We start from the raw sequence: 13308 nt of genomic DNA on the forward strand, positions 1-13308 counted from the left end.
AAGGCTACGCGGCGGCGCGTATGGAAAACGGGTACGCGAGGCACGCCGGTCTTGGAGCTTTTCAATCATTCGTTGCGGTTGCACGCCGATCCCTCGCGAGTCGTCGTCCGGCCGTTCCATCTCGCGTGGCAGGCCAATGGTCACGGGGTCAGCCGGTCGGAGCGGATCATCCGCGAGGTGCTCGACCTTAGCCCGGCCGAGGCGCATGCGCAGCTCGAGGTAGTGCTGAAGGACTTCGAGGCACGCCACTGGCAGACCCGCCGCGTGTTCATGACCCGCTATGACGAGATCGAGGCGAAGCACGGCCTCGACGGCGCCAACATCTCGGACGAGAAGCGCCAGCTGATCGGCGCCTATTTCTGTCACGAGTACAGCTACGCCGCCGCCGCGCTGATGAACCCCAGCGCCGTGGCGCATTTCGACCAGTCGGGCATGCCGCACGGATCGCAGCGCATCCTGATGTCGCTGCGCGCGGTGGGCGAGGGGCATATCTCGTCGGTTGCGTTTCGCGAAGGCATCATCACCGAGGACAACGAGCTGAAGCTCGCGCCCGAGCCGCCGTTCGCGACCGCGACCGATATGCTGGGCAGCGAAGAGGACGAGGCGCCGACCGGCCCCGTCACCGTCCACCGCCACCGCGATTCGACTCTGTCGGGCACGGTGATCTTCCCGATCACGGCGGCGCAGTCGAAGGGGCTGGAGGATCTGCGTCTCGTCCAGTTCCGGCATGACGACGGCAGCATGGAGTGGCTCGGCACCTACACCGCCTATAACGGCTCGACGATCCAGTCGGAGCTCTTGCGCACGCGCGATTTCCGGGCGTTCGATCTCGTTCCCATGACGGGGACGGCGGCGCGCAACAAGGGCATTGCTCTGTTTCCGCGCAAGGTCGGCGGCGAGTATCTGGCGATCGGGCGGCAGGACGGAGAGAACCTCTATCTGCTGCGCACCGATGATCTGACCCATTGGGACGACGGCGACCTGATCCTGACGCCGGAACAGCCCTGGGAGTTCGTCCAGATCGGCAATTGCGGCCCGCCGATCGAGATCGACGAGGGCTGGCTGCTGCTGACCCACGGTGTCGGCGCGATGCGCAAATATTCGATCGGGGCCGCGTTGCTCGATAAGCGCGATCCGTCGAAGGTCATCGGGCGGACGCAGCAGCCGATCCTGGCCGCGAAGGATCAGGACCGCGAGGGCTATGTTCCCAACGTCGTCTACACCTGCGGCGCGATGCGGCACGGCGACAAGCTGTTCATGCCGTATGGCATCGCCGACAGCTCGGTCGGCTTCGCCTTTGTCGAGATCAAGGAACTGCTGGCAGCGATGTGACCGCGCGGCGGGTGGTGGCGTAGAGCCACCAGACCGCTGCAAGGAACAGGACCGTCCCGCCGATCAGCGCCGGGCCGGCGAAGCCAGCATCGACGATCGCGATCGGCGAATCGCTGCCTGATGCCGCCACGATCCCCGCAAAGGCGACGCCCCACAGGCTCTCGCCCACGATCATGCCGGTCGCGGTCAGCACGCCGAGGCGGTGCGCGAAGTCGGGGTTCGCGGTCTTGCCTGCCCAGCGATCGTAGAACCAGCCGACCACCGATCCGATCGTGACCGGCAGAATGACCGCCATCGGCAGGTAGATGCCGATGCCGACCGCGAGCGGCGGCAGGCGCAGCTTGCCCGCACGGCCAAGCACTTCGTCGAGCAGGATGAAGCCGACACCGGCGGCGGCGCCATAGGCCAGCATCGGCCAGTTGAGGCTCCCGCCCAGCACGCCCGTCGCAAGCGCGGAGATCAATCCCGCCTGCGGGGCGGCGAGCGCGTTTGGGCCGGCGCCCGGCGCGCCCGCGAACCCGAAGGCGGTGTTGAGCAGGTCGAGCACCGGCGGCACGACGAGCGAGCCGAAGACCACGCCGATGATAAGCGCGACCTGCTGCTTCCACGGCGTCGCGCCGACGAGCTGCCCGGTCTTCAGATCCTGGAGGTTGTCGTTCGAGATGGTCGCCACGCCGAAGACGATGCCGGTGACGATCAGCGCATAGGCGACCATCGCCTGCGTCGTGCCCGCGGCGTTCTCGCGCCCGAACAGCCCGGCGAGCATCAGCGACGCGGCGAGGACGGAGAGAATGCCGATCGCGGAGACGGGCGAGTTGGATGCGCCGATGAGCCCCGCCATATAGCCGCATACCGCGGCGATCATCAGCCCGATGACGATGACGAAGATCAGCGACCCCGCGATGAGCAACGCCGCCGACCCCGCAAGCGGACCGCCGGACAGCACGCTCCACAGCAGCCAGGCGATCGGCAGCAGAATCGCCAGCGAGCCGCCGAAGACGATGCCGATCGGCAGGTCGCGTTCCTCCAGCGCCAGCGTCTCGCCGGCGTCGCGCGCGCGCGCGGCTGCCATCGCGGAGGTGACGCCGCCGACGACCGGCCGCGCGATCTTGATAAGCGTCCACACCGCCGCGACGCCGATGACGCCCGCGCCGAAGAAGCGCACGTCGCGGCTGAACACCGCGCCCGCCCAGGCTTCCGCGCCGCCCGGCATCGGGCTCGCCGCGGTCAGGATCGGCAGGAGAATCCACCAGCCGGTGACGAGCCCGAGGAGCTGCGCCAGCCCGACCGACAGGCCGACGAGGTGCCCGACGCCAAAGAGCGCGAAGGAGAGCCCGCCCGAAATGCCGGTGGCGCCGGCGCCCGCGCGGAACCACACCGCTGCCTCCGCCGCCGCGACCTTCATCTGGGTGAGGACGGCGAACCCGGCGGAAACGATGCTGCCACGGACGAGCACCGCGAGACCACGGCGGCTTTCCTCCGCGCCTTCCGCGGTCGTGGAGCCCACGCGCAAGACCTCGGCTGCGGCGCGGCCTTCGGGGTAGGGCAGGTCGGTATCGACGACGAGCGCGCGTCGCAGCGGGACCGAGAACATCACGCCAAGGATGCCGCCCGTCGCGGTGATCGCGGCGGTGGTGATGTACGGAAAGCCGGTCCACCAGCCGATCATCACGAGGCCGGGCAACACGAAGATGATCGCCGCCAGCGTCCCCGCCGCGCTCGCGATCGTCTGGACGATGTTGTTTTCCAGGATCGTCGAATCCTTGAACGCGCGCAGGATCGCCATCGATATGACCGCGGCGGGGATAGATGTCGCAAAGGTCAGCCCCACCTTCAGCCCGAGATAGACGTTCGCCGCGGTGAACAGGATCGTGATGAGCCCGCCGAGCAGGATGCCGCGCAGCGTCAGTTCGGCGACCCCGGTGGTGCGCGGAGCGGAGGTAGCGGCGGTCATGCGCCAGCCGCCCCGCGGGTGGCGAAACAGGGCGGTAGGTCGCGCATGGCGGCAGGCTTGAAGATCGACATGCGACAAGCGTGGCAGAAAGCGGCGGTCGAGGACAAGGATTTTACCCGAACGCGGCTGGGCACCGCGGCGAAGCGAAACGATCCGTTGCCGCGGCCTGCACCGCATCCTAGATCGAGGGCATGAGCCACGCGCCCCCAATCGCCGAGATGAGCGACCGCGCGCGCGACATCTTCCGCCGGGTCGTCGATGGCTATCTGCTCAGCGGCGTGCCGGTGGGGTCGAAGACGCTGGCGCAGGGCGGGCTGAACCTCTCGCCCGCCTCGATCCGCATGGTGTTGCAGGAACTCGAGGAGCGCGGGCTGCTGTCCGCGCCGCACACCTCGGCGGGGCGGATGCCGACCGATCTGGGCCTCAGGCTTTTCGTCGATGGCATGATGCAGGCGCACGAGCCGTCCCCGCAGGAGCGCGCGGAGATCGAGGCGCGGGCGCGCGGCGGCGGCCCCGTCGAGGATGCGATCGCGGCGACGACGGCGGCGCTGTCCGGCCTTTCCGCCTGCGCCGGCCTCGTCATGGTGCCAAAGCGCGAGCAGGTGCTGCGCTCGATCGGGTTCGTCTCGCTTTCTCAGGGGCAGGCGCTCGCCGTGCTCGTGAGCGAAGACGGATCGGTCGAGAACCGGGTCGTCGATCTGCCGCGGGGCATGGGGCCGTCGACCCTGGTCGAGGCGGGCAACTACATGACCGCGGCGCTGGCCGGGCTGACCCTGGCGCAGGCGCGCGTGCGCGTCGAAACCGAGCTTACGGAAGGACTCGCGGCGGTCGATGAAGCGGCGCGCGCCTTGATCGAGCGCGGCCTCGCGGTGTGGAGCGAGGATGGCGAGCGGCGACCGGTGCTGATCGTGCGCGGGCAGGGGCGGCTGCTCGACGATGCGGCGACGGCCGATCTGGAGCGGGTGCGCGATCTGCTCGACGATCTCGACGGCAAGCAGGAGATCGCGGCGCTGCTCGATTCGGCGCGCGCGGGCGATGCGACACGGATTTTCATCGGCGCGGAGACGAAATTGTTCGCGCTGTCTGGATCGTCGGTCATCGCCCGACCGTTTCGCGGTGGCGACGGGCGCGTCGTCGGCGTCGTCGGCGTGATCGGCCCCACCCGCTTGAACTACGCGCGGGTGGTGCCAATAGTGGACTTCACGGCCGCGACGCTCGCCCGGCTCATGGGTTGAGCGTCGCGCAACATTTACGACAGAATTTCAGAACTGGGATGTGCATGACCGAGACCAACGACCCCACCGACCTGCGCGAGGAAACCGCGGACGCCGCACCCGAAGTCGCCGAGCACGACGCATCGGCGGAGCGGATCGCGGAGCTGGAGGCGCAGCTTGCCGAGGCCAAGCAGGGCACGCTCTACGCGCAGGCCGAAGTGCAGAATGTGCGCCGCCGCGCGGAAAAGGATGCCGCGGACGCGCGCACCTATGCCGCGACCAGCTTCGCGCGCGACGTGCTGTCGGTGGCCGACAATCTCGAGCGCGGGCTCGCCGCGATTCCCGACGATCTGCGCGCTGACGAGAAGATGAAGGGCCTCGTCACCGGCTTGGAGGCGACCGGCCGCGAGATCCAGAACGTGTTCCAGCGCCACGGCATCACCCGCATCGCCGCGATGGGCGAGACGCTCGACCCCAATCGCCACCAGGCGATGATGGAGATGCCGAGCGACGCGGCACCGGGCACGATCGTGCAAGAAATGCAGTCGGGCTGGATGATCAAGGACCGCCTGCTGCGCCCTGCGCTCGTGGCGGTCGCGAAGAAGGCGGATTGACGATGCCGACGCACGATCTCGGGCCACGACGATCGCCGGCCGGGAGCGTGCGACGCGAACGTCGCGAGGCGCTGCTCGCGCGGATTGCCGAGCAAGCCCAGTCGCGCAAGCGCAAGCGCCCGGGCAAGGACGGCGCGGGCGGCTATCCCGTGCCGGTCGAGCCGAACCGCCCGAACAACCTCACCGGCGGCGCCGCCGCCGCGCTGGAGTTCGATGACTGACGCACACGCTTGCCCCTCCCTGGCAGGGAGGGGTTGGGGTGGGTCGGCCTGTGAGGCACGGTGCCGCCCAGCGACAAACCATCGAACATCGACGCTTGCAGCACCGCAAGCGCGCCGCCTAACATCAACCCCCAGACGAGGCCCGCACTCCACTAATTTACGCCGCGAGATGCGCCAAATGATCTGACGACGGACAGCACGCGAAGCGTGACGGAGGGGGCGGACTCCCCACGCACGGCATCGCGTCCTCCCCCTCCGTCAGCTTCGCTGACACCTCCCCCTGGCGGGGGAGGATCGTTCACAGCGACGGCTTTCGATCCTCAAGCCAATTCCACGGTGCTCGTCTCATACCCCGCGGCCTTGAGTGCCGCGATCAGCCGGTCGAGATGCGCCTTGTCGCGCGCCTCGCACTCGATATCGGTGATGAGGCCCTTGGCGGGAAGCGTGGTGAATACGCGCTGGTGATACACCTCGATGATGTTGATGCGTTCCTGATCGAAGATGCGCGCCACGTTGAACAGCGCGCCGGGCTGATCCTGGAGTCGGATACGCAGGCGCGCGAGCCGCCCCGACCGCGCGAGATCGCGCAGCAGCACGTTCGCCAGCAGGCGGGTGTCGATATTGCCGCCGCAAAGCACGACGCCGACGGTCTTGCCCATGAACCGCTCCGGATGCTGCATCAGCGCCGCAAGCCCTGCCGCACCCGCGCCCTCTACGACGGTCTTTTCGATCTGGAGCAGCAGACTTACTGCCTCCTCAAGGCTTCGCTCGGAGACGAGAACGATGTCGTCGACAAGTTCGCGGACCATCGCGGAAGTGATCGCGCCCGGCTCCTTCACCGCGATGCCCTCTGCCAGCGTGTCACCTTCACACGGCATCTTCAGGCCGCGGATGCGCGCATACATCGACGGGAAGAGTTCGGCCTCCACACCGATGACCTCGATCCGCTTGCCGGCCGCGCGCGCGACGGTCGCCATCCCTGAGATCAGTCCGCCGCCGCCGATCGGCGTCACGATCGTGTCGATGTCGGGCACGTCCTCCAGCATCTCGATTGCGGTCGTGCCTGCCCCGGCGATGATCCGCGGATCATCGAAGGGGTGGACGAAGGTGTAGCCCCGCTCCGCCTCCAGCACGCGGGCGTGGGCATAGGCGGCGTCGAATGTGCTGCCTTCCAGCACGACGGTGGCGCCGTGCCCTTCGGTCTGCACGACCTTCACCGTCGGCGTATTGGTCGGCATGACGATCGTCGCGGGAATGCCGAGCCGCTTTGCGTGATAGGCAAGGCCCTGCGCATGGTTGCCCGCCGAGGCTGCGATCACGCCCTTGGCGCGCGCTTCGGGGGTCAGCTGGAGCAGCGTGTTGAGCGCGCCGCGCTCCTTGTAGGCGGCGGTGAACTGGAGGTTCTCGAACTTCAGATAGACGGTCGCGCCGGTCAGTTCGGAGAGCGTGCGGCTGATGAGCGTGGGCGTCCGCACGACCGCGTCGCGAATGCGCGCATGCGCGGCGCGGATATCATCGATCGAGACGGGGAGGGCGGTGTCGGTCTTTGTCTGGGTTGCCATATCTTCTTCCGTTCGCCCTGAGCTTGTCGAAGGGCGGCCTGCACGGCGCCCGGCGGGCGGGCTTCGACAGGCTCAGCCCGAACGGGTCAGAGGTTCGGGCACGCGCCTAGACCATCTGGCGCGGCGGGGGAACAGGCCCTATCGCGAGCTCCATGAAGATCGCTTTCATCGGAACCGGCGTGATGGGCGCGCCGATGGCGGGGCACCTCGCCGCGGCGGGGCACGACCTCACCGTCTATAATCGCACGCGCGCCAAGGCCGAGGCGACTGGCTTGCGCGTCGCGGCCACGCCCGCCGAGGCAGCGAGCGACAAGGACGTCGTCATCACCTGCGTCGGGAACGATAGCGATCTGGAAGCCGTAACGCTCGGCCCCGACGGTGCGTTTGCCGCCATGCGCGACGATGCGGTTTTCATCGATCATACGACGGTGTCGGCCGATATCGCGCGAAGGCTAGCGGGCGCACGATCGATGGTTGTCGATGCGCCCGTGTCCGGGGGGCAGGCGGGCGCGGAGGCCGGCAAGCTGTCGATCATGTGTGGCGGCACGGCAGAAGCCATGGCGAAGGCGGAGCCGATCATGCGGGCCTATGCTGCGCGGATCGTCCATGTCGGCGCGGCGGGCGCGGGCCAGCAGACCAAGATGGTCAACCAGATCTGTATTGCAGGCGTCCTGCAGGGTGTCGCCGAGGGTCTGCGTTTCGCCCAGAAGAGCGACCTCGATCTCGACAAGGTGCTGGAGGCGATCTCGGGCGGCGCTGCGCAAAGCTGGCAGATGGTGAACCGCTGGCAGTCGATGGCGGAGGACCGCTTCGACTTCGGCTTCGCAATCGACTGGATGCGCAAGGACCTTGGCCTCGCGCTGGACGAGGCGACGCGTAACGGCGCGGTGTTGCCTCTGGCGGCGCTGGTGGATCAATTCTACGCCGAGGTTCAGGGGATGGGCGGCGCGCGACAGGATACGAGTGCGCTGGTGAGAAGGCTTCCGAGATAACCGTCGCCCCTGCGCAGGCAGGGGCCTATGGCTCTCACCTTCAAGTGCTAAGTTCAATAACGGATAGACATAGGCCCCTGCCTGCGCAGGGGCGACGGAGTAAGTGGATGCGTCGTTCCCTCATCGCCTTTTTCGCTTTCGCGCTCTCCACCCCCGCGTTCGCCGATGGTATTATCGACAACGTCAACGGCATCGCGCTCGATTCGCGCGGGCAGGTGGTGCATTTCAAGGCGCTGCTGATCGACAAGGAGGGGCGCGTTACGCGCCTCGTGCCCCCGGGCGAGGAACCACCCAAGCTCAGCCGTAAGGAATTGAAGAAGAACGCCGGCAAGCCGCTCTACGACTGGCGCGCAGACATGGGCGGCAAGACGCTGATTCCCGGCTTTATCGATGCGCACGGTCATGTCACCGAACTCGGCTTCCGCGCCGGCGCGCTCGATCTTTCCGACACGAAGTCGCTCGACGAGGCAAAGGCGAAGATCGCGGCCTATGTCGCGGCGAATCCGGAGAAGCGCTGGATCCTGGGTGGCGGCTGGAACCAGGAGCAGTGGGGCCTTGGCCGCTTCCCGACAGCCGCGGACCTCGAGGGCGTGGCGGGCGATCATCCGATCTGGCTGTCACGCGCGGACGGCCATGCCAGTTGGGCGAACGCCGCTGCGATGCGCGAAGCTGGCATTACGGCGGCGAGCGTCGCCCCGGCTGGCGGGCGGATCGAAAAGGCGGGATCGCAGCCATCGGGCGTCTTCGTCGATGCGGCGCAATCGCTCGTCGAAAAGGTCGTGCCGCAGCCGCTCCCCAAGGAGCGCGATGCCGCGTTCCTGACGGCGCAGCAGATCCTGCTCGGTTATGGTGTCACCGCGGTGGCCGACATGGGCACGACGCTGGACGACTGGCTGACCTATCGCAGGATGGGCGATATCGGCGCGCTGCGCGTGCGGGTGATGAGCTATGGCCTGGGCGTCGAAACCGCGATCCGCGTCGGGGGCAAGGGACCGACGCCGTGGCTCTACGGCGATCATCTGCGCATGGGTGGGGTGAAGCTCTACGCCGACGGTGCGCTTGGTTCGCGCGGGGCGTGGCTGAAACAGCCTTATAGCGATGCACCGGGGCAGCGCGGCGCCGGTTTCCTGACCGATACCCAGCTCCAGAACTCGATGAGCCGGGCTGCGATGGATGGCTGGCAGGTCGCGGTCCATGCCATCGGCGACAAGGCGAACGAGGAGGTCCTCGACGCCATCGATGTGCTGTCGCAGACCTACAAGGGTGATCGCCGCTGGCGTGTCGAGCATGCGCAGATCGTCGATCCCGCCGACCTGCCGCGCTTCGGGCGTAACACGACGATCGCATCGATGCAGCCGACCCACGAGACGAGCGACCGGCTGATGGCGGAAGCGCGTCTCGGTCCGCAGCGACTTGCGGGCGCCTATGCGTGGAAATCGATGCTTGCCAATGGATCGAAGCTTGCCTTCGGGTCGGACTTTCCGGTGGAGCGGCCGGACCCGTTCGCGGGCTGGGCTTCCGCCTTCACGCGGCAAGGTGCCGATGGTTTGCCGCCCGGCGGGTGGCAACCGCAGGAGATCGTGACGCGCGAGCAGGCGTGGTGGGCATTCACTGGCGGTGCCGCCTATGCCGGCTTTGCGGAAGGCAAGTTCGGCAGCCTGCAGCCGGGTCAGCGTGCGGACTTCATCATCGTCGACCGGGACCCCACGATCGTCAATGCCGGCGATCTGCGCAGGACCGTGGTGCAGCAGACCTGGGTGGGCGGCGAAAAGGTCTTCGAGCGCAAATAGGTCCGAAACGGATTTTGCCTACGTTAACCAGTGCTTAGCGCGATGACGATAGGATTTAGGCAAGGGCAGGCCGGGGATCGGCACATGTCTTGTACTTGGTCGTGACGGAGTCTGCCGGTGAAAGAACGCGAGCCGCGCCGACGCGTATTGGTGAAGGCACGGATGCGGCTGGGCAATGATTGGTCGGACGTGTCGATCCAGAATGTCTCGTCACGCGGGCTCATGGCGCGCGCGGGCGGGGCAGCACCGCAGCAGGGCGCCTATATCGAAATCCGCAAGGCGACCATCGTCATCGTTGCGCGGGCGGTGTGGGTGAAGGGGCAGATGTTCGGCGTCCGCACACAGGACAGCCTCGATATCGAAGGGTTGCTGCAAAGCGCAGCCGACCAGAACAAGCAGGTTGCGAACCGCGGCGCCGGGAAAGTGGAACGCCGCGATCCGCAGCGCCTTGCCAGCGATATCGCCGCGCGAACAGAACGCAGCCGCGCGCTTGCCCGGTCGATGCAGTTCATCGTTTTCGTCGGCGTGATCGGCGTCGCCGGCTGGCTGCTCGTCGATGCGCTGAGCGGCGCGCTGGCCAGCCCGCTCGCTGTTGTGCGAAGCGCGCTCGCCGGCGGCTGATCGGGCGTCAGTCGCCGGTCAGGATGCGATCGACGAGCTGCTTCACGGTTGGCACGAAGCCGTTGGAATAGAATGGGTCGCGCTTGAAGTTGAAGGCGGAATGGCCCGCGAACATCAGGTTCTGCTCGGTATCGCCGCCGTGCGCGATGTCCTGGAGCGTCTTCTGGATGCAGAAGCTGCGCGGGTCGGCGAGGCGGCCCGTGGAATTGGTTTCGCTGTCCATCCATGACGAGAAGGCGCACTGGCTGAGGCAGCCCATGCAATCGGCCTGATCCTTGCGGATTTCCGTCTTTTCGGAAGGGGTCACGAAGACAAGTGTGTTGTCCGGGGTCTTCAGCGCGTCGGTGAAGCCGTGGCCGAACCATTCGCGTGCGCGCAGCAGATCGTTGCGGGTCACCCAGAAGTTCTTGCCCTTTACGCCGACATCGAGCTGGAAGATGTGGTCGCCGGCCTCCTGCGTGGAAAAGGCGATCTGCCTTTCGCTGCGCGCTTCGAGATTGCGCAGGAACGGGTTGCGCACCGCGGAGGAATAGAAGCCGGTCGGCGAGAAGCGGTGGAGGAGGACATCGCCCTCCTCGATCGTCATCAGCCGCTCTTTCCACCCCTCGGGGATCGGGCTTTCCTTGGTCAGCAGCGGCCGGGTGCCGAACTGGAAGGCGATCTTGCCGAGCTCGGGATTGTCGATCCAGTCGTTCCAGTCACGCAGATACCAGACGCCGCCCGCCATCACGATCGGGGTGGAATCGGGAATGCCGCCTTCGCGCATCGTCTCCCGCAGCGCCTTCACGCGTGGATAGGGGTCTTGCGGCGCAAGAGGGTCCTCGGCGTTCGACAGGCCGTTATGCCCCCCCGCGAGCCAGGGGTCTTCATAGACCACGGCCGCCAGCCATTCGGACGCTTTCGAATAGGCGCGCTTCCACAGCGCGCGGAAGGCGCGGCCGGAGCTGACGATGGGAAGGTAGGAGACGTTGTAGGACGCCGCGATCTCGCTGAGCTTGTAGGGCATGCCGGCGCCGCAGGTCACGCCCGCGACAAGGCCCTTGGTACGCTCCAGCACGCCGTGCAACACACGCTGCGCGCCGCCCATTTCCCACAGCACGTTGATGTTGATCGCGCCCTTGCCACCGGCGATGTCGAACGCGCGGCGGACCTGCTGGACGGCGCCCTCGATCGCGTATTCGATCAGTTCCTCATGCCGGGCGCGGCGGGTGAGGGCGTTGTAGACCTGCGGGATGATCTTGCCTTCGGGATCGTAGCTGTCGGCGTTAACCGCAGAGACCGTACCGATTCCGCCAGCCGCCGCCCAGGCGCCAGCGGATGCATGGTTGGTCGCCGCCACGCCCTTGCCGCCCTCGACGAGCGGCCACACTTCGTGGCCGCCATAGATGATCGGCGTCAGTCCCTTGAACACGTCTCTTCGTCACCTTTTCGACACAATGCGTGGCCTCCCTATAGCGAAAGGCAGCGCGGACGCGAGGAAATACGTTTGGGGCGCGGGGTTGGATGCGGGAGCGACAGCCGATGTGCTCCCGCGAAGGCGGGGACCCAGGCTGGGCTCCCGCCTTCGCGGGAGCACAATAAACTCAGATATGAATCGCCCGCCCATATGCTCCCAGCACGCTCTCATGCATCATTTCGGAGAGCGTCGGGTGCGGGAAGACGGTTTCCATGAACTCCGCCTCGGTCAGCTCGCCCGTCTTGCCGACGGTGTAGCCCTGGATCAGCTCGGTCACTTCCGCGCCGACCATGTGCGCCCCGAGCAACTCGCCGGTCTTCGCATCGAACACCGTCTTCACAAAGCCCTCGGCTTCGCCCAGCGCGATCGCCTTGCCGTTGCCGATGAAGGGGAAGTTGCCGACCTTCACCTCATAGCCGGCTTCCTTCGCCTTCGCCTCGGTCAGCCCGACGCTCGCGACCTGCGGGTGGCAGTAGGTGCAGCCGGGAATGTTGAGCGGGTCCATCGCGTGCGGGTGCTTGCCCGCAATGGCCTCGGCCGCGATGACGCCCTCGTGGCTCGCCTTGTGCGCGAGCCAGGGCGGGGCGGTGATGTCGCCGATCGCGTAGATGCCGTCGACATTGGTCTTGCACATCGCATCGGTCTTCAGGAACCCGCGATCGGTCTCGACCCCCAGTGCCTCCAGGCCGATATCTGCGGTGTTCGGCACGATCCCTATCGCGACGATGACATGGCTGAAATCGGTCGTCGCAACCTTGCCGTCCTTGTCCTTGATCGTCGCCTTGACCCCCGACGCGCCGACCTCGATCTTGTCCACCCCAGCCTTGGTCATGATCGTCATGCCCTGCTTGGTAAGCGCCTTCTCCAGGAAGGCGGAGACGTCGGCATCCTCGACCGGCACGATCCGGTCGAGCATCTCGACCACGGTCACCTCGGCGCCCATGTCGTTGTAGAAGCTGGCGAACTCGATCCCGATCGCCCCGGAGCCGATGACGAGCAACTTCTTCGGCATTTCGGGCGGGGTCATCGCGTGGCGATACGTCCACACGCGCTTGCCGTCAGCGGGCACGCCCGGGAAGTCACGCGCCCGCGCGCCGGTCGCGACGATGATGTTCTTGGCCGAAAGCTCGGTCGTCTTGCCGTCCTTGTCGGTGACGGTCAGCTTGCCTTTGCCCGTCAGTTTGCCGGTGCCCATATGCACGACGATCTTGTTCTTCTTCATCAGGTGCGTGACGCCCTGATTGAGCTGCTTCGCCACCCCGCGCGACCGCTTCACGACAGCATCGATATCCGCGCTGATCTTCTCGGCGGCGAGGCCGTAGTCCTTGGCGTGGCGCATATAATGGAAAATCTCGGCCGATCGCAGCAGCGCCTTGGTCGGGATGCACCCCCAGTTGAGGCAGATCCCGCCAAGCAGCTCCCGCTCGACGATCGCGACCTTGAGGCCGAGCTGCGCCGCCCGGATCGCCGCGACATAGCCGCCGGGGCCCGAGCCGAGCACGATGAGGTCGTAGGTGTCTGCCACTGTGTCCGTCCTTGTTCGCGTGGCCCG

Annotated in this window: 11 protein-coding genes; 7 read left to right on the forward strand and 4 right to left on the reverse strand. The window is 66.9% G+C overall.

Going from position 1 to position 13308, the window contains the following annotated elements:
* Positions 1 to 51 precede the first annotated feature (51 nt).
* A complete protein-coding gene (locus tag BOS5A_RS02025; RefSeq protein ID WP_151953564.1) occupies positions 52 to 1332 on the forward strand; it encodes a glycoside hydrolase family 130 protein in 1281 nt (426 codons plus the stop codon).
* Here the strand turns inward: BOS5A_RS02025 and BOS5A_RS02030 are convergent.
* Positions 1307 to 3286, reverse strand: coding sequence for an OPT family oligopeptide transporter (locus BOS5A_RS02030; RefSeq protein WP_151953565.1), 1980 nt, complete (start codon positions 3284 to 3286; stop codon positions 1307 to 1309). The two genes, BOS5A_RS02025 and BOS5A_RS02030, sit on opposite strands and share 26 nt — an antisense overlap.
* 191 nt (positions 3287 to 3477) lie before the next feature.
* Between BOS5A_RS02030 and hrcA the strand changes: the two genes are divergently transcribed.
* From hrcA to BOS5A_RS02045, 3 genes are read left to right on the forward strand one after another with little or no spacing between them, the layout of a single operon-like run.
* On the forward strand, positions 3478 to 4521 hold the full coding sequence (gene hrcA, locus BOS5A_RS02035) for a heat-inducible transcriptional repressor HrcA (RefSeq protein ID WP_151953566.1): 1044 nt from the start codon (positions 3478 to 3480) through the stop codon (positions 4519 to 4521).
* Positions 4522 to 4559: 38 nt separating this feature from the next.
* Positions 4560 to 5114 (forward strand): nucleotide exchange factor GrpE, encoded by a 555-nt coding sequence (grpE, locus tag BOS5A_RS02040; RefSeq protein WP_442800493.1) that lies wholly within the window; start codon positions 4560 to 4562, stop codon positions 5112 to 5114.
* Between the two features lie 47 nt (positions 5115 to 5161).
* Entirely contained in the window at positions 5162 to 5335 is a 174-nt protein-coding gene (locus tag BOS5A_RS02045; RefSeq protein WP_199857171.1) for a hypothetical protein, read from the forward strand.
* 320 nt (positions 5336 to 5655) lie between these two features.
* On the opposite strand, the gene BOS5A_RS02050 is transcribed toward BOS5A_RS02045, so the two are convergent.
* Positions 5656 to 6897, reverse strand: coding sequence for a threonine ammonia-lyase (locus BOS5A_RS02050; RefSeq protein ID WP_151953568.1), 1242 nt, complete (start codon positions 6895 to 6897; stop codon positions 5656 to 5658).
* A 152-nt stretch (positions 6898 to 7049) separates the two neighbouring features.
* Here BOS5A_RS02050 and BOS5A_RS02055 point away from each other — a divergent pair, with 152 nt between their 5' ends.
* From BOS5A_RS02055 to BOS5A_RS02065, 3 genes are all read left to right on the forward strand, one after another.
* On the forward strand, positions 7050 to 7889 hold the full coding sequence (locus BOS5A_RS02055; protein WP_151953569.1) for an NAD(P)-dependent oxidoreductase: 840 nt from the start codon (positions 7050 to 7052) through the stop codon (positions 7887 to 7889).
* 107 nt (positions 7890 to 7996) lie between these two features.
* Positions 7997 to 9679, forward strand: coding sequence for an amidohydrolase (locus BOS5A_RS02060; RefSeq protein WP_151953570.1), 1683 nt, complete (start codon positions 7997 to 7999; stop codon positions 9677 to 9679).
* A 117-nt stretch (positions 9680 to 9796) separates the two neighbouring features.
* Positions 9797 to 10300 carry a PilZ domain-containing protein gene (locus tag BOS5A_RS02065; RefSeq protein ID WP_151953571.1) on the forward strand — a complete coding sequence of 168 codons (504 nt, stop codon included), beginning with the start codon at positions 9797 to 9799 and terminating at the stop codon, positions 10298 to 10300.
* 7 nt (positions 10301 to 10307) lie between these two features.
* On the opposite strand, the gene BOS5A_RS02070 is transcribed toward BOS5A_RS02065, so the two are convergent.
* Both BOS5A_RS02070 and lpdA read right to left on the reverse strand, forming a co-directional pair.
* On the reverse strand, positions 10308 to 11711 hold the full coding sequence (locus tag BOS5A_RS02070; RefSeq protein WP_151953572.1) for an NAD(P)H-dependent flavin oxidoreductase: 1404 nt from the start codon (positions 11709 to 11711) through the stop codon (positions 10308 to 10310).
* 172 nt (positions 11712 to 11883) lie between these two features.
* A complete protein-coding gene (gene lpdA, locus BOS5A_RS02075) occupies positions 11884 to 13281 on the reverse strand; it encodes a dihydrolipoyl dehydrogenase (protein ID WP_151953573.1) in 1398 nt (465 codons plus the stop codon).
* Positions 13282 to 13308 lie beyond the last annotated feature (27 nt).

This window comes from Sphingomonas sp. EC-HK361 (genome assembly GCF_902498785.1).
In the GTDB taxonomy this organism is placed as follows: Bacteria; Pseudomonadota; Alphaproteobacteria; order Sphingomonadales; family Sphingomonadaceae; genus Sphingomonas.